This is a genomic window from Streptomyces globisporus C-1027, from assembly GCF_000261345.2.
Taxonomy (GTDB): Bacteria; Actinomycetota; Actinomycetes; order Streptomycetales; family Streptomycetaceae; genus Streptomyces; species Streptomyces pakalii.
The window spans coordinates 7,456,286-7,471,141 of the sequence record NZ_CP013738.1 but is presented as its reverse complement, the minus strand read 5'-3'; the positions used below and the strand labels follow the sequence as shown (position 1 = coordinate 7,471,141).

The window sequence follows — 14,856 nt, the reverse complement described above, 5'->3', positions numbered from 1 at the left end:
GAAGGTGAGGGACGGCTCAGCACCGAGGTCGCATCCACGCGGAAGTCACGGGCGGCGGAAATGCCGACAACGTCGTGACCGTGTACGGGCCAGGGCCGTACCGCGCGATGATCGCGGACCTCAGATGCGCAACGTCCACCTCTATCGGAGACAACAGGACCCGCCCAGCGTAACGGAGGATCTTGCGGAGAGTCGAGGGGATTTACTTACGGCGCGTTCTGCGGGGACGGGGCGGGAGCCGGGGAATCGGCGGACGTCCGGGGGGCCTGGTGCTCCGCAGCGTCCTCGGGGCTGCGCCGGCGGGGCAGCCGGACGCCGGGCGGGACGAAGGGGGTCCGGCGGATCGCGAGCGTACCGAGGACGGCGGCGAGTCCGGCGAGGGCGAACCCGTAGGGCGGGGTGGCCCCCATGGGGTGCGTCTCGTACACCAGGGCCGCCGAGAGCACGATCAGGACGGCGGAGAGGCGGCCGTACGGTGCGGTCGCGGCGACGACGGCCATGCCCCAGAGCAGGTACCAGGGCTGGACCATGGGTGAGAGGGCGACCAGCGCGAGCAGCGAGAGGCCGAGCGCGTGGGCCGGGGTCACGGTGCCGCGCATCGCGCGGCGGCCCAGGACGAGGATCAGGCCGAGCGCGATCACCAGGCCCAGTGTCTGGACCGCGGACTTGACCGGCTCCGCGTCGACGTCCAGCAGCAGGTGCGCCAGCTCTCCCAGGCCGAGGCCGAGGTCGCTGGTGACGGAGAGCGCGGTGTGGATGTTCGCGGCGACGCCCTGGGTGGTGAGCCAGCCGAATCCGGTACCGCTGATCAGCGTGGCCCCTCCGGCGACCGCGCAGGCGATCAGGCCGGGAGCGAGGAGCCCCTTGACCCAGCGGCGCCACTGGGGGCCGGTCGCGGCGGCGTGCACGAGGACCCCGATGAACAGCAGCGACACGGCCGCCGGTGACTTCACCATCATGGCGAGTCCGACCAGTGCGCTGCCCGCGATCCACCGTCCTCGCAGAGCGAGGACGAACCCGGCGAGCATCAGGCCGATCATCAGCCCGTCGTTGTGCACGCCGCCGACCACATGGATCAGCAGCAGCGGGTTGAGGGCCCCGAGCCACAGGGCGCGGCTCTCGCTGCGGCCGTGTTCGCGCGCCAGGCGGCGCAGGGACCAGATGATCAGGGCGAGCGAGGCGAGTGCGACGAGCCGCATCGCCAGGACGGCGGGGACGATCGTGCCGCCGGTGGTCCAGGCGACGGCGGCGGAGATCAGCAGGAAGAGCGGACCGTAGGGGGCGGGGGTGTCGCGCCAGTGGTTGCCGACGCTCGCGGCGGCGTCGCCGCCGATTCCGCCGGGGTCCAGGGCGGAGGGACCGACGGTGTAGACGTCGTGCCCTTCGACGACCATCGAGCCCTGGGCGATGTAGCTGTAGACGTCGGCGCTGTAGAGCGGGGGCGCGAGCAGGAACGGAACCGTCCACCAGGCGAGGGTGACCAGGGTGTCGCGGACGGTGGAGGCGGTCTTGCCGTACTGCCACCAGGCCACGACGAGCACGGTCAGTCCGACGTAGGCGACGGCGGCCGCCACGGCCTTCGTGGCGGACCCGTGGTCGGTCCACAGGCCCCAGGGGTCGTGGACCGGCAGCTTTCCGGCGAACCAGCCGCCGCCGACGATCGCCAGGGATCCCACCGCACCCAGCCGCCGGTACCCGGCCGCGCTCAAAGCCCACATGACCGGCCAACCTATCGGACGTCCCGGACAGGCCGTCAGTCACTCCCCCGGCCCCCGTGGCGGTCCGCCGGCGAGCGACTGCGTGAGCGCGCCGAGGCCGTCGGCGTAGATGCCGTGGAAGAGGGCGGCGGCCTCGTCCTCACCGATCCCGTCCGGGGTGAAGGTGCCGGACCACTCGACGCGCGCCCGGTCCGGTGCGGAGCCTTCGCCCACGGTGATGGTGGACAGGTAGCCGGTGACGGGGAAGGGCGCCCGGACGATGGAGCAGCTGTAGCTGCGTGCCGCGTTGTCGAAGGCTTCGAGCCGCTCGACGATGACGCCTCCCTCCTCGTTGACGAGGGTGCGGACGCGGCCGCCCTCGCTCAGTTCGCTGGTCGGGATGTACGGGAGCCAGTCGGGCAGGGAGTCGAAGCCGCCGATGAGCTGCCAGACGCGGTCGGCGGGTACGGGGAGTTCGGTGGAGGCGGTGGTGCCGGCCATGGGATGACGTCCTTGATGGGGTCGGTGCGGGTGGTTCAGGCGGTGGGGACGGGGGCGTCGGCGGAGATCAGCTTCTCCTCGCGCAGGGCCGCCCAGAAGGCCTCGGGGACCTTCTCGTCGAGGGCGGCGAGGTCTTCGGCGATGCGGCTGGGCCGGGTCGCGCCAGGGATCGCCGCCGCCGTGGCCGGGTGGGCCAGGGCGAACTGGAGTGCGGCGGCCTTGATGCCGATGCCGTGCCGCTCGGCGAGGGCCTTGACGCGCTCGACCTTGGCGACGATGTCCGCGGGGGCCTTCTGGTATTCGAAGTGCGCGCCGCCCGCGAGGATGCCGGAGCTGTACGGTCCGCCGACGACGAGGTCGACGTCGTGCTCGGCCGCCGCCGGGAGGAGCCGCTGGAGGGCGCGGTCGTGATCCAGGAGGGTGTAGCGGCCGGCCAGGAGGAACGCGTCGGGGCGCGGCTCGTCGAGGTCGAGGGTGAGTTCGAGCGGCTCGACCTTGTTGACGCCGAGGCCCCAGGCCTTGATGACGCCTTCCTCGCGCAGCCGGGTCAGCACCCGGAAGGCGCCGGTGCGGGCGCTGTCGTAGGCCGCGAGCCACTCGTCGCCGTAGAAGTCCTGGGCGACGTCGTGGACCCAGACGATGTCCAGGCGGTCGGTGCGCAGCCGCTTCAGGCTGTCCTCGATGGAGCGCAGGGTGGCGTCCGCGCTGTAGTCGTTGACCATCTTGTTGGGGCGGCCGTGCTCGAAGAGCCCGCCCTTCTCGCCGAGGTCGCGGGCGGCGGGGTCCTCGGTCTCGTCCAGGACGACCCGGCCGACCTTGGTGGAGAGGACGTAGGCGTCGCGCGGGTACTGGGCGAGGACGTCGCCGAGCCGGATCTCGGAGAGGCCGGCGCCGTAGAAGGGGGCGGTGTCGAAGTAGCGGATGCCCTGGTCCCAGGCGGCCTGCACGGTGGCGGCGGCCTCGTCGTCGGGGATCGCCCGGAACATGTTGCCGAGCGGTGCGGTGCCGAAGCCGAGGCGGCCGGGGAGGAAGTGGGTGATGCTCACGTGTGCGTCCTTGGAGGGGAAGGAGGAGCCGACCGTTCACGTGCCTTCCGACCGGATATATCCGGTTGCGTACGCTCTGTCGGCCTTACGCATTCGAGGTTAGGATCGAGCGTTGAGACTGTCCAAGACTTGTTTGGGCTGACTTGAGTCTCCGAAGGTCTTACGAGGACGTGACATGCTCGATCTCCGCCAGCTCCGCTACTTCGTCGCCGTCGCCGAGACGGAACACGTCGGCCGCGCCGCCGAACAGCTGCACATCTCCCAGTCGCCGCTGAGCCGGCAGATCGCCCAGCTGGAGAAGGAGCTCGGTCTGGTCCTGTTCGAGCGGGACCGGCAGCGGATCCGCCTGACGTCCGACGGCCGCGTCTTCCTCACCGAGGCCCGGGCCCTGCTGACGCATGCCGGCCGGCTGGAGAACCTGGGGCGCCGGCTCGGGCGGGGCGAGGAGGGCGGTCTCTGCGTCGGCTACGTACCGGACGCCATGCACACCGGACTCCTGCCCGCCGCGCTGCGCACGCTGCGCCTGGAGCGGCCGGGCATCCATGTGGCGCTCTACGGACAGCAGAGCGCCGAGCAGTTCGAGGGGCTGCGGCAGCGCAGCCTGGACATCGCCCTGGTCCAGGAGTCCCCGGCCGAGGACGATCCGGATCTGCGCTCGGCGCTGCTGCTGGAGGACCCGCTGCTGCTCGTGCTGCCCGCCGGCCATCCGCTGGCGGAGCAGGCGGACCTCGTGCCGGAGGATCTGGACGGGCAGCCGTGGATCGCGGTGGAGAGCAGCCGCGATCCGGGTTGGCGCGACGCCTTCGTCGCCTCGTGCGTGGCGGCGGGCTTCACCCCGGACATCACGCTGGACGCCGCCGAACCCCTCACCGCGCTGGGGCTCGTCGCCTCCGGCTTCGGTCTGGCGCTGGTGCAGCGGAGCATGGTGCGGGGCACGGCGCCCGGCGTGGCCGTTCGCGAACTGCCCTGGCACAGCGGGTCCGCCCGCCTGTGGGCGGCCTGGCACCGCGTCGATCTGCGGCCCGTGGTGGGGGCGTTCCGCGCCACGGTGCTGGACGCCGCGCCCGCGTGAACCAGTTGGCGCGAGCCGGGGGGCGTGCCAGGCTTCAGCCCGTACCCAAGGGGCATGGCTCAGCGGCCAGAGCGGCGGTCTCCACAACCGTGTGCCGCAGGTTCGATTCCTGCCGCCCCTGCCATCACCACCCAGCCCTCGTCAGCGCACGTCGCCACGCCAGTCCCACTGGTGGCTGTCCGGCGACCGCGGCCCGTACTCGGCGCGCCCTCCGGGCCCGTAGGCGCCGATCTCGGTGACCAGCCCGACGCCGTCGCGCAGATCCGCCTCGCCCCAGCCGGTGACGTCGAGCAGCAGCCCGTCGAGCGGGCCGCCGACCAGCTCGCGGTAGTCGTGGCCCGGCCTCGGTCCCGGGCGGGGGTCGTCGTGGTCGGTGCCGTACACCCGTCGCTGCCTCATCAGCTCGTCCATGCGGGCAGCATCCCACCGAGCACTGACAACGGCTCGGTACGAGCGTCCATCCGGCCATCGTCCGGCGGCGGACCGCGCGGTGGGGGCCGTCCGGCCGAGTGCGCGGGAACCCCCGGAAATCGGCGCGCGCCCGCCCGTCGGCTGTGGCACGCTCCCCCGGTGACCATCCCACCGCGCCTGATCCCCCTGCTGGAGCAGTTCGACTTCGCCTGCGAGCGGCTCCTCGCCCGCCTGGCCGGTCCCGTCATGGACAGCGGCAACGGCGTCGACATCGGTGTCACCCCGCTCGGCGACGACGAGTACCTCTGGGAACCCGTGCCCGACTGCTGGTCCGTACGCCGTCGCGGCGACGGGCCCGGGGCACGGGCGACCGCCCTGGCCGGGGTCGGTGACTGGGGACGGGACACGGCGGACTCCCCGCACCCGTTTCCCCCGCCGTTCACCACCATCGCGTGGCGTCTGAGCCATCTCTCCGAGATGCTCGCCCTCCGCGCCGACCACACCCACGGCGGCAAGACGCTCGCCCGTGAGGACTACCGCACCCCGGGGGACGCCGCCGGGGCGGTGGCCGCCCTCGAGACCTCGTCCGCCGCCTGGCGCGAGGCCCTGCTCACCGCGGACGACAAGGCCCTGGACACCGTCGGGTACAGCACGTATCCGAACGGCAGCGACGCCGAGGATCTCTTTGTCGACACCGTCTGGTGGGTCAACCAGGAGGTGCTGCACCACGGTGCCGAGATCGCCCTGCTCCGCGATCTGTACCGCGCCCGTCCGTCCTGAGCCGCGCGCCACCTCGGCCGTCGGTACGCGGACGTCGTCGCGGTCGCCGCAGTCGCCGCTCCGGGTGGCCCGCCATATGATTCAGGGACTTAACGCACCGCGGAGCGGCACATGAACCGGCGTCGGACTCCCCGCTCAGCCAGCGCCGAGGACCTGCTCAACACCTTGCAGGACCTCACCGCGCGTGCTCGGCGCGAGGTGGAGTTCCACCAGGCCAGGGTGGAACTCGCGCAGGCCCTCCAGCGCGACATGCTTCCGGCGGCCCTTCCCACCCTCCCCGGCCTGCAGTCCGCGGCCCGCTACGCACCGGCCCGCCACGGCCTGGACATCGGCGGCGACTGGTACGACGGTTTCCCCCTGGCGGACGGGGCGCTCGGCTTCGCCATCGGCGACGTACAGGGTCATGACGTCGAGGCGGCCGCCTTCATGGGCCAGGTCCGGATCGCGATGCGGGCCATCGCGGGCACGGCGTCCGATCCGGGCGAGATCCTGGGCCGGACGAACGATCTGCTGGTCTCCGTGGACTCGGGGCTCTTCGCGACCTGTACGTTCCTGCGGCTCGACCCGACGACCTGGGAGCTGCACAGCGCCCGGGCCGGCCATGTGGCGTCCGTGTGGGCCTCCACGGGGGGCCGGTCCGGCGTCACGGAGGACCCGGGCGGCCTGCCGCTGGGCATCGAGCCCGGCGAGGGCTATCCCGTCACCCGGCGCACCCTCGACTGCGACGGGGCGATCGTGCTGCTCACCGACGGCGTCGTCGAGGGGCCGTCACTGCTGATCGAGGAGGGCCTGGAACGGGTCCGGCAGCTGGTGGCCGCGCGCGCCGGGGCGAAAGCGGCGCAGCTGGCCGACGAGGTCCTGGGCGCGACCGAGATGACGGGCCACGAGGACGACGCCGCCGTCCTGGTCCTGCGGCATGCCGCTGCCCGCCGCGGAGCCCGGTGACGCCGGACCGTACCGCGCGTGTCACCTGCCGACTCCCACCGCGGTCGGTGTCTGATGAGTGGTGTGATCCGCAGCGAGGAAGCCAGACGTCGGGCCGTGTACGTGGCGCAGATCCTCGGCGTGGCCGGCGCCTACTACCTGGCGGGGCGGCTCGGGCTGATGCGCCAGGTCGTCATCGACGGCGCGGTCGTCACTCCGCTGTGGCCGCCCACCGGTATCGCCCTGGCCGCGCTGCTGTGCCTGGGCGTCCGCGTCTGGCCGGGCATCGCGCTGGGCACGCTGGTCACGGTCACCGAGATCGGCGACGCGTTCACGGTGAGCCGTCTGGCCATCATGCTCGGCAACACGGTCGCCCCGCTCGCCGCGTACGCCCTGCTGCGGAGGGTCGGCTTCCGCAATGAGCTGGCCCGGCTGCGGGACGGGGTCTGCCTGGTCTTCCTCGGCGCGTTCGCGGGGATGCTGATCAGCGCCACCATCGGAAGTTTCACGCTGCTGCTCGACGACAAGGTTCCGCCGGGGCGGTTCTGGCTGGTCTGGGCGTCCTGGTGGGCGGGGGACGCGATGGGCGTGCTGGTGGTCACCCCCGTCCTGCTCGTCCTGCGCGGGGCACGGTGGCCCCGCCGGAACGACCGCTGGCTGGAGGCGTCGGTTCTCGCGGCCGTCGTGGTCATGGTGTCGCTGATCGCGACGCGCAGCTCGCTGTCGATGATCTACGTGGTGTTCCCGGTGATCATCTGGTCGGCCCTGCGCTTCCAGCTGCCGGGCAGTGCGCCGTGCGCCCTGGTCGTCTCGGTGCTCGCCATTCTCGCCGGTACGGACGCGCTGGGACCGTTCGCCGGGCACAGCCTGATGGAGATCATGGCCAATCTGTCGCTGCTCAACGGCTGCGTCGCACTCACCGCGCTGCTCCTCGGGGCGATCGTCGCGGAGCACAAGAACATCCGGCGGGAGACGGAGTACGCCGTCGAGGAGTTGGAGGCCCTGGTGGAGCAGCTCGCGCCGCTGTCGGTACCGGACCCCGGACGCTACGAGGACAGACCGCGGCGGCACGGCCCGCTGGACGGCGGCCCGCACCCGGACGACCCGTGACGCGGACGGCTGACCCGTAACCCGCACGGCCGTATCGACCCCGGGGAGGGGTGAGGCCGGTCAGTAGGGCAGGGGGCGGCCGGACGGGGTGCGCAGATCGAGCGGCGGCGGCCCCGAAGGGGGCGGCGGACGACGGACGACGACTCGGATGCGGCCCATTGCCACCACCTCCTCCTGGTCAACCGGTATCTGCCCAGTCGGCGCGGCTTCACACTTCCCGCGCTGCGCGGGTCCGTCGGCCGGGCCCTCGGCGTGTGCCGGCGCGGATGCGGGCAGGGCCCGGTGCGGTGACCCTTGATGTGTGGGGGCGAAGAGTCGACGAGGAGGACGCATGTCCGCGATGGACAAGATCAAGAAGATGCTCAAGGGCCACGAGGACCAGGCCGGCAAGGGCGTCGACAAGGCAGGCGACATGGTCGACGACCGTACGCAGGGCAAGTACAAGGACCACGTCGACACCGGCCAGGACAAGCTCAAGCAGCAGTTGGGCGCGGACCGCGACCAGGACGGGCCGCCCCGCGCCTGAGCCGGTCCACCGGTGACCGGGCGGTCGAAGCCCGGCCGCCTCCACTCCCGCGCACCGGTGTGTGTCACGGATCACCTTGCGTGACACACACCGGTGCGCGGAGCGTGCCGGGGCCGCTGCGCGCAGTGCCGCGAGGGGCCCGCCGGGGCCGGGCGGCGGAGGTCCGCGGCAGAGGTTTCCGTGGTTGCTCGACGGATTCTTGTTATCGTCCCGCCCTCACCCCATCTCCCGAGTGTGGGAAGTGACAGCACCGGACCCCGGAAGAGTGAGCACAGCATGGGCAAGGATCACCCGACGGTCTTGATCGCGGCCGCGCAGGGCGGCGACCAGCAGGCCAAGGACCAGCTCGTCTCGGCGTACCTGCCGCTGCTGTACAACGTCGTCGGACGTGCGCTGGACGGTCATGCGGACGTGGACGACGTGGTGCAGGAGACGGTGCTGCGCATGCTCCGGGGCCTGCCCGAACTGCGCGACCCGGAGCGCTTCCGTTCCTGGCTGGTGGCGATAGCCATGAACGAGATACGCACGCACTGGCGCGAGAAGCAGGCGGGCGCGATACCGGCGGACCGGCTGGACGCCGCGTACGACCTGCCGGATCCTCGCGCGGACTTCGTCGAGGTGACGATCCTGGAGCTGGGCCTGACCGGCCAGCGGCGCCAGGTGGCGGAGGCGACGCGCTGGCTGGACGAGGACGACCGCGCCCTGTTGTCGCTGTGGTGGCTGGAGACCGCCGGGCATCTGTCCCGGGCCGAGGTCGCAGCCGCTCTCGAACTCACCCCGCAGCACACCGCCGTACGGGTGCAGCGGATGAAGGCCCAGCTGGAAGCGGCGCGGGTCGTCGTGGGCGCGCTGGCGGCGGAGCCGCCGTGCGTGCTGCTGGAGGACATCGCCGCCGGCTGGGACGGCATCCCCTCCGCCCTGTGGCGGAAGCGGCTGGCCCGCCATGCCCGCGAGTGCACGGTGTGCTCGGGCCATGGCTCGGGCCTGGTCCCCGCCGAGGGGCTGCTGGTGGGGCTCGCGCTCGTTCCGGTGGCCGCGGCGGCCGGGGCGGGGGCCGCTCCCGAGCTGCTCGCCACGGCGGCGCACCTCCAGGCCCCGGCTCCGGGCGCGGACGGTGCCGGGGCGGGGCGCGCCGAGCGCAGACGGGTGCAGGCCCGGCGGCGCCGTCGCAACTCGGCCGTCGCCGCCGTCGTCGCGGTCGCGGCACTGGGCACGGGCGGCGCGGCGGTGCACCTCTACACCGACGGCGACGACCGGGACGCGACGACCGTCACGGCCGATGCTCCGGCCCCTCGTACGGAGGTGCCCACGTCGGCCGCCCCGACCTCACCCTCCCCCTCGGCATCCAAGTCGCCCAGCGCCTCGGAGTCCCCGAGCCCCTCGAAGAAGCCGAAGCCCAAGCCGAAGCCCAAGCAGAGCACGACGACGCCGCCCGCGCCCAGCTCCGCCGCCCCGGCTCCGAAGCCGGACCCGCCCGCTCCCGCGCCGCCCGCCCCGTCGGGGATGGCCGAGCAGGTCGCCCAGCTGGTCAACGCCGAGCGTTCCAAGGAGGGCTGCGGTCCGGTGTCCGTCAACGGTCAGCTCAACACGGCGGCGCAGCGGCACTCCGCCGACATGGCCGCCCAGGACTACTTCTCCCACACCTCGCAGGACGGCAGGGACCCGGGTGCCCGGATCACCGCCGCCGGATACCGCTGGTCGACGTACGGCGAGAACATCGCCAAGGGGCAGCGGACGCCGGCCGACGTGATGCAGTCCTGGATGGACAGCCCGGGGCACCGTGCGAACATCCTCAACTGCTCGTTCAAGGAGATCGGCATGGGAAAGGTGGACTCCGGCGGCGGTCCGGTGTGGACGCAGGTGTTCGGGGCCCGCTGAGCCCGCGCGGCGCCCGCCGTACGCGGCGGATGCCTACGATGCGGTCATGATCGCTGAACTGGAGTGCGTGGTCCTGGACTGCCCGGACCCGAGGGAACTGGCCGGTTTCTACGCGTCGTTGCTGGGGGGCGAGGTCGACCGTCCCGACCGGCGGTGGGAGTGCGACGCGGAGTGGTCCACGCTGCACACGCCCGGTGGGCTCGTCCTCGCCTTTCAGCGGGTGGCGGGCTACCGGCCGCCGCGCTGGCCCGGCCAGGAGGCGCCCCAGCAGTTCCACCTGGACTTCGGCGTCACCGACCAGGAACGGGCGCACGAGGAGGTCCTGGCGGCCGGGGCCTCGCTGCTCGGAGGCGGGGACGAGGAGCGCGGCTGGCGCGTGTACGCCGATCCCGCCGGGCACCCCTTCTGCCTGGTGGGACCCTGACCGTACCCGCCCCCGCTTCCGCGCCCCGGACCCGTCCGGTGCGGCCGGGTGACCGGCCGCACCGGGGAGCTCCGGGGTCAGCGGATGGCCAGGGTCACCGCCGTACCGAGGCAGGTCACCGCGCCCACCGCTCCGACCGAGACAGCGACGCAGCGGACCCGGAGCCGCGCGTAGCGCCCCGTGTACTCCTCGCGCAGTTCTTCCGCGCGGTCCCGGATGCGGGTGAGCGACTCCCGCGAAACGGCGACGCGTTCGGTGATGAACACCCGCTCGACGTCCTCACGCTGCGCCGTGGTCAGCCAGGGCAACTGGTCGGTGAAGCGGCGTGCCTGCCGTCGCGCCCGTTCGACCTCGGCGTTCCACAGCAGAAAGCCCTCCAGCTGCGCCAGGCCCCTGGCGCTGTCCTTGTCGGGTTTCATCCGTCCTCCTCTCCGTCACACCGTCAGGTCCGGGGCCGATGTCATTGCTCGTGCCGGTCCCCCGGGGCGACGATCCTGGAGTTGTCAGGGCGGTTGGTGGCCTCTTCCAGGGTGCGGACCGCCGGGTGGTGGAGGTCGAACGCCGGGGATTCGGAACGGATCCGCGGCAGCGTGACGAAGTTGTGCCGCGGCGGCGGGCAGGAGGTCGCCCATTCCAGCGAACGGCCGTACCCCCATGGGTCGTCGACCTCGATCTTCTTGCCGTACTTCGCGGTCTTCCAGACGTTGTAGAAGAACGGCAGGATCGACAGGCCGAGCAGGAACGAGGCAATGGTGGAGACGGTGTTCAGCGCGGTGAAACCGTCGGCATCGAGGTAGTCCGCGTAACGGCGCGGCATGCCCTCGGCACCGAGCCAGTGCTGTACGAGGAACGTGCCGTGGAATCCGACGAAGAGCGTCCAGAACGTCACCTTCCCGAGCCGCTCGTCCAGCATCTTCCCGGTGAACTTCGGCCACCAGAAGTGGAATCCGGCGAACATCGCGAACACCACGGTGCCGAACACCACGTAATGGAAGTGTGCGACGACGAAGTACGAGTCGGAGACGTGGAAGTCCAGGGGCGGTGAGGCGAGGATGATTCCGGTCAGACCACCGAACAGGAAGGTGACCAGAAACCCCACGGCCCAGAGCATCGGCGTCTCCAAGGACAGCGACCCTTTCCACATCGTGCCGATCCAGTTGAAGAACTTCACGCCTGTCGGTACGGCGATGAGGAACGTCATGAACGAGAAGAACGGCAGCAGCACCGCGCCCGTGACGAACATGTGGTGCGCCCACACGGTCGCGGAAAGACCGGCGATGGCGATGGTGGCCGCGATCAGTCCGATGTACCCGAACACCGGTTTGCGGCTGAAGACCGGGAAGATCTCGGTGACGATGCCGAAGAACGGCAGAGCGATGATGTAGACCTCGGGATGGCCGAAGAACCAGAACAGGTGCTGCCACAGCAGTGCGCCGCCGTTGGCCGCGTCGAAGACATGGGCGCCGAATTTACGGTCGGCCTCCAGCGCCAACAGAGCCGCGGCCAGGACCGGGAAGGCCAGCAGGACCAACACCCCCGTCAGCAGGACGTTCCAGGTGAAGATCGGCATGCGGAACATCGTCATGCCGGGGGCGCGCATGCAGATGATCGTGGTGATGAAGTTGACCGAACCGAGGATCGTGCCGAAGCCGGAGAACGCGAGCCCCATGATCCACATATCGGCGCCGATACCCGGCGAACGGACCGCGTCGTTGAGCGGGGCATAGGCGAACCAGCCGAAGTCCGCCGCGCCCTGCGGGGTGAGGAAGCCCGCCACCACGATGAGTGAGCCGAAGAGGTACAGCCAGTACGCGAACATGTTGAGCCGCGGGAACGCCACGTCGGGCGCGCCGATCTGCAGCGGCATGATCCAGTTGGCGAATCCGGCGAACAGCGGCGTCGCGAACATCAGCAGCATGATCGTGCCGTGCATCGTGAACGCCTGGTTGAACTGCTCGTTCGAAATCAGCTGGAGTCCGGGCCGGGCCAGCTCGGCTCGCATCACCAGGGCCAGAATTCCTCCCACGCAGAAGAACGCGAAGGAGGTGATGAGGTAGAGCGTACCGATCGTCTTGTGGTCCGTCGTGGTCATCCACTTGATGACCACGTTGCCGGGTTCTCCGCTCCGTACCGGAAGTTCGTCCTCGTCGGCGGTATCGGTCTCCACCGGTTGCGAGATGCCCCTCGTCGTCACTACGACGCTCCTTCGGTCGACGGCCCGTGTGGACTCGGCGACCAGAATGGACCCGCGGCGATCGGCGCGGTGGGACATCCTTCCCCGTCCGGTGCGAGCGGCCGACAAGGACACTCAAATGGCCTACGGAGAACGCGCCGACCTCGGTCGGCGCGACGCGAAGGGCATGTCAACACCCAGGGGCCGATCGGGTATTCCTTCGCGGAGATCGGAATAGCTCCTCCGGAGCCGGAGTTGGTGAATCGGCAGAACCCACTCCTCTCGACTCCCACAGCTACGGAAGGTCTGATCCATGAAGATCGGCATCATCGGCGCGGGCAACATCGGCGGCAATCTGACACGGCGTCTCACCGCCCTCGGGCACGAGGTCTCGGTCGCCAACTCCCGCGGACCGCAGACGCTCACCGCCCTCGCCGAGGAGACCGGGGCGACGCCGGTCACCGCATCGGAGGCTGCGAAGGGGGCCCAGGTGGTCGTGGTCACCGTGCCGCTGAAGGCCGTGCCCGACCTGCCCGCCGGCTTCCTCGACGGCGCGGCGGAGGGCGTCGCGGTCATCGACACGGGCAACTACTACCCGCAGCGTGACGGCCGCATCGCCGCCATCGAGGACGGGCTGCCCGAGAGCCGGTGGACGGAGCAGCGGATCGGCCACCCCGTGATCAAGGCGTTCAACGGCACCTACGCCCAGGACATCCTGGACCGGGGTCGCCCGCAGGGCACTCCGGACCGCCAGGCCCTCCCGGTGGCCGGCGACGACCCGGCGGCCAAGCAGGCGGTGCGCGACCTCATCGACGAGTTGGGCTTCGACACGGTCGACGGCGGCGGCCTGGACGACTCGTGGCGTCAGCAGCCCGGCACACCGGTGTACGGCAACCGGGGCGACGCCGACGCCATCACCAAGGGCCTCGCGGAGGCGTCGCCGGAGCGCACGGCGGAGTTCCGCGCCTGACACCGGGCGCTCTGCCGTCCGACACCTCGCGTCGGTCGGCGGAGGCGACCGGGCGAAGACTCCGGCCGGGCGGGAAACGGGGGTGTCCGCCCGGCCGGATCGTCCGCCGCCCTCGGGCCACACCCTCACGGCGAGAATCTACCCGCGAGTAAGGTGTGGGCTCCGGGATGTCGGCTCCACGGTCCGTCCGGCACCCGGGCGTGGTCCGTCGACGGCCGTGGACAAGGAGTCGCGTCATGCCCCGCACCATGTCCGTAGCCGAGAGCATCATGATCGACGCCTCCCCGGCGCTGGTCTACGCACAGCTCAGCGACCCCACGGCGATGGGGCGTTGGAGCCCCGAGAACCGGGGCGCGACCGTGCAGGGCGAGCAGAGTGACGCGTACGTCGGCATGGTCTTTGAGGGCCGCAACAAGCGCGGCGCGGCACGCTGGACGACCCGCTGCACGGTGACGGCGGCCGACCCCGGCGAGCGCTTCGCCTTCCGGGTGCACGCGATCGGCCTGCGGCGCCCGCTGCTCCCGGGGCCGATCGCCACATGGGAGTACCGGTTCGAGGCGGTGGACGGGGCGACCCGGGTCACGGAGACCTGGACCGACGACCGCCGCCGCTGGCCGGACTTCCTCGCCAACGCCTTCGACCGTGTGGCGACGGGCGGCAAGACCTTCGCACAGTTCCAGGTCGGCAACATCCGTACGACGCTGAAGCGTCTCAAGGCAGTGCTGGAGGCGGACGCGCGGGGAACCGGAGACTGACCGCCGCCGCCCTCACGTCGCCGCTGCTGTGGGCGTGACTCAGTACGCTACGGAGCACGAGGGGGGCGGACGTATGGGCACCGAGGAGAGCACCGGATTCGAGCCGGCGACCGGCGATGGACCGCCGATCGCCGAGCCCGCGGCGACACGGGCCGCTTCGGTGCGGACCGCGTTCGAGGGACTGCTGCAGATCCGCCGCCTGACCGGAACAGGGCGGCCCGACCCCGAGGCCGCGCCGGCTCCGTGGGAGCTGAACCGTCCGGTGAGGGCGGTCGCGCTGGCGCTGGAGAGGTCGGGCGCCACGCCTTCGGCCGTCGACCCGTCGGGGCGGCGCGTGTCGGCCGGATACCGGGTGAGCGACGGGGAGTCGGCGGGTTCTGTCCGGGTCGAGTGGACCGGGCCGCGCGGCAGTGGCGCCGCACACGACGAGGAGGAGGCGCTGGCCGGGTGCGCTGCGGCCCTGCGGGAGGCGGGCTGGACGGTGCTGCTGTATCGGGGGCCGCGCCGACGGCGTTACCTGGAGGTGGAGCCGCCGAGCGGGTTGTCCGGCGGGCACGCCCGGTCGTGAGGCTGTGTTGTCAGACCCATG

The 14,856-nt window shown here is 71.5% G+C and carries 16 protein-coding genes and 1 tRNA gene; 11 read left to right on the top strand and 6 right to left on the bottom strand.

The features are described 5' to 3' along the window. Positions 1-206 precede the first annotated feature (206 nt). From mptB to WQO_RS33020, 3 genes are read right to left on the bottom strand one after another with little or no spacing between them, the layout of a single operon-like run. A complete protein-coding gene (gene mptB / locus WQO_RS33030; RefSeq protein ID WP_010062438.1) occupies positions 207-1,718 on the bottom strand; it encodes a polyprenol phosphomannose-dependent alpha 1,6 mannosyltransferase MptB in 1,512 nt (503 codons plus the stop codon). A 39-nt stretch (positions 1,719-1,757) separates the two neighbouring features. After that, complete coding sequence (locus tag WQO_RS33025; RefSeq protein ID WP_010062436.1) at positions 1,758-2,198, bottom strand: SRPBCC family protein; 441 nt, start codon at positions 2,196-2,198, stop codon at positions 1,758-1,760. A gap of 35 nt (positions 2,199-2,233) precedes the next feature. Continuing rightward, positions 2,234-3,244: an aldo/keto reductase gene (locus WQO_RS33020; protein ID WP_010062435.1), complete on the bottom strand. Its 1,011-nt coding sequence runs from the start codon at positions 3,242-3,244 to the stop codon at positions 2,234-2,236. Between the two features lie 175 nt (positions 3,245-3,419). Between WQO_RS33020 and WQO_RS33015 the strand changes: the two genes are divergently transcribed. Further along, a complete protein-coding gene (locus WQO_RS33015; RefSeq protein ID WP_010062434.1) occupies positions 3,420-4,316 on the top strand; it encodes a LysR substrate-binding domain-containing protein in 897 nt (298 codons plus the stop codon). 48 nt (positions 4,317-4,364) lie between these two features. Then, a tRNA-Trp gene (locus WQO_RS33010) sits at positions 4,365-4,440 on the top strand. Positions 4,441-4,457: 17 nt separating this feature from the next. Here the strand turns inward: WQO_RS33010 and WQO_RS33005 are convergent. After that, complete coding sequence (locus tag WQO_RS33005) at positions 4,458-4,727, bottom strand: hypothetical protein (protein WP_003964175.1); 270 nt, start codon at positions 4,725-4,727, stop codon at positions 4,458-4,460. A gap of 159 nt (positions 4,728-4,886) precedes the next feature. Here WQO_RS33005 and WQO_RS33000 point away from each other — a divergent pair, with 159 nt between their 5' ends. The 6 genes from WQO_RS33000 (at position 4,887) to WQO_RS32975 (ending at position 10,369) form a co-directional block, all read left to right on the top strand. Further along, positions 4,887-5,507, top strand: a complete 621-nt coding sequence (locus tag WQO_RS33000) for a DinB family protein (protein ID WP_010062433.1) — start codon at positions 4,887-4,889, stop codon at positions 5,505-5,507. 111 nt (positions 5,508-5,618) lie between these two features. Further along, complete coding sequence (locus WQO_RS32995; RefSeq protein WP_010062432.1) at positions 5,619-6,452, top strand: PP2C family protein-serine/threonine phosphatase; 834 nt, start codon at positions 5,619-5,621, stop codon at positions 6,450-6,452. A gap of 63 nt (positions 6,453-6,515) precedes the next feature. Beyond that, positions 6,516-7,541 (top strand): MASE1 domain-containing protein, encoded by a 1,026-nt coding sequence (locus WQO_RS32990; protein WP_167552072.1) that lies wholly within the window; start codon positions 6,516-6,518, stop codon positions 7,539-7,541. A 331-nt stretch (positions 7,542-7,872) separates the two neighbouring features. Next, a complete protein-coding gene (locus tag WQO_RS32985) occupies positions 7,873-8,067 on the top strand; it encodes an antitoxin (protein WP_010062429.1) in 195 nt (64 codons plus the stop codon). Positions 8,068-8,343: 276 nt separating this feature from the next. Further along, positions 8,344-9,945 (top strand): sigma-70 family RNA polymerase sigma factor, encoded by a 1,602-nt coding sequence (locus WQO_RS32980; protein WP_010062428.1) that lies wholly within the window; start codon positions 8,344-8,346, stop codon positions 9,943-9,945. A gap of 46 nt (positions 9,946-9,991) precedes the next feature. Beyond that, positions 9,992-10,369, top strand: a complete 378-nt coding sequence (locus WQO_RS32975) for a VOC family protein (protein ID WP_010062427.1) — start codon at positions 9,992-9,994, stop codon at positions 10,367-10,369. Between the two features lie 77 nt (positions 10,370-10,446). On the opposite strand, the gene WQO_RS32970 is transcribed toward WQO_RS32975, so the two are convergent. Then, positions 10,447-10,788, bottom strand: a complete 342-nt coding sequence (locus tag WQO_RS32970; RefSeq protein ID WP_010062426.1) for a hypothetical protein — start codon at positions 10,786-10,788, stop codon at positions 10,447-10,449. Between the two features lie 41 nt (positions 10,789-10,829). Next, entirely contained in the window at positions 10,830-12,563 is a 1,734-nt protein-coding gene (ctaD, locus tag WQO_RS32965; RefSeq protein ID WP_058954183.1) for an aa3-type cytochrome oxidase subunit I, read from the bottom strand. 292 nt (positions 12,564-12,855) lie between these two features. On the opposite strand from ctaD, the gene WQO_RS32960 reads away from it, so the two are divergent. The 3 genes from WQO_RS32960 to WQO_RS32950 all read left to right on the top strand — a co-directional run bounded on the left by WQO_RS32960 (position 12,856) and on the right by WQO_RS32950 (position 14,835). Beyond that, positions 12,856-13,512, top strand: a complete 657-nt coding sequence (locus tag WQO_RS32960) for an NADPH-dependent F420 reductase (RefSeq protein ID WP_010062424.1) — start codon at positions 12,856-12,858, stop codon at positions 13,510-13,512. Between the two features lie 236 nt (positions 13,513-13,748). After that, on the top strand, positions 13,749-14,267 hold the full coding sequence (locus tag WQO_RS32955) for an SRPBCC family protein (protein ID WP_010062422.1): 519 nt from the start codon (positions 13,749-13,751) through the stop codon (positions 14,265-14,267). A gap of 73 nt (positions 14,268-14,340) precedes the next feature. Continuing rightward, positions 14,341-14,835, top strand: coding sequence for a hypothetical protein (locus tag WQO_RS32950; RefSeq protein WP_010062420.1), 495 nt, complete (start codon positions 14,341-14,343; stop codon positions 14,833-14,835). Positions 14,836-14,856 lie beyond the last annotated feature (21 nt).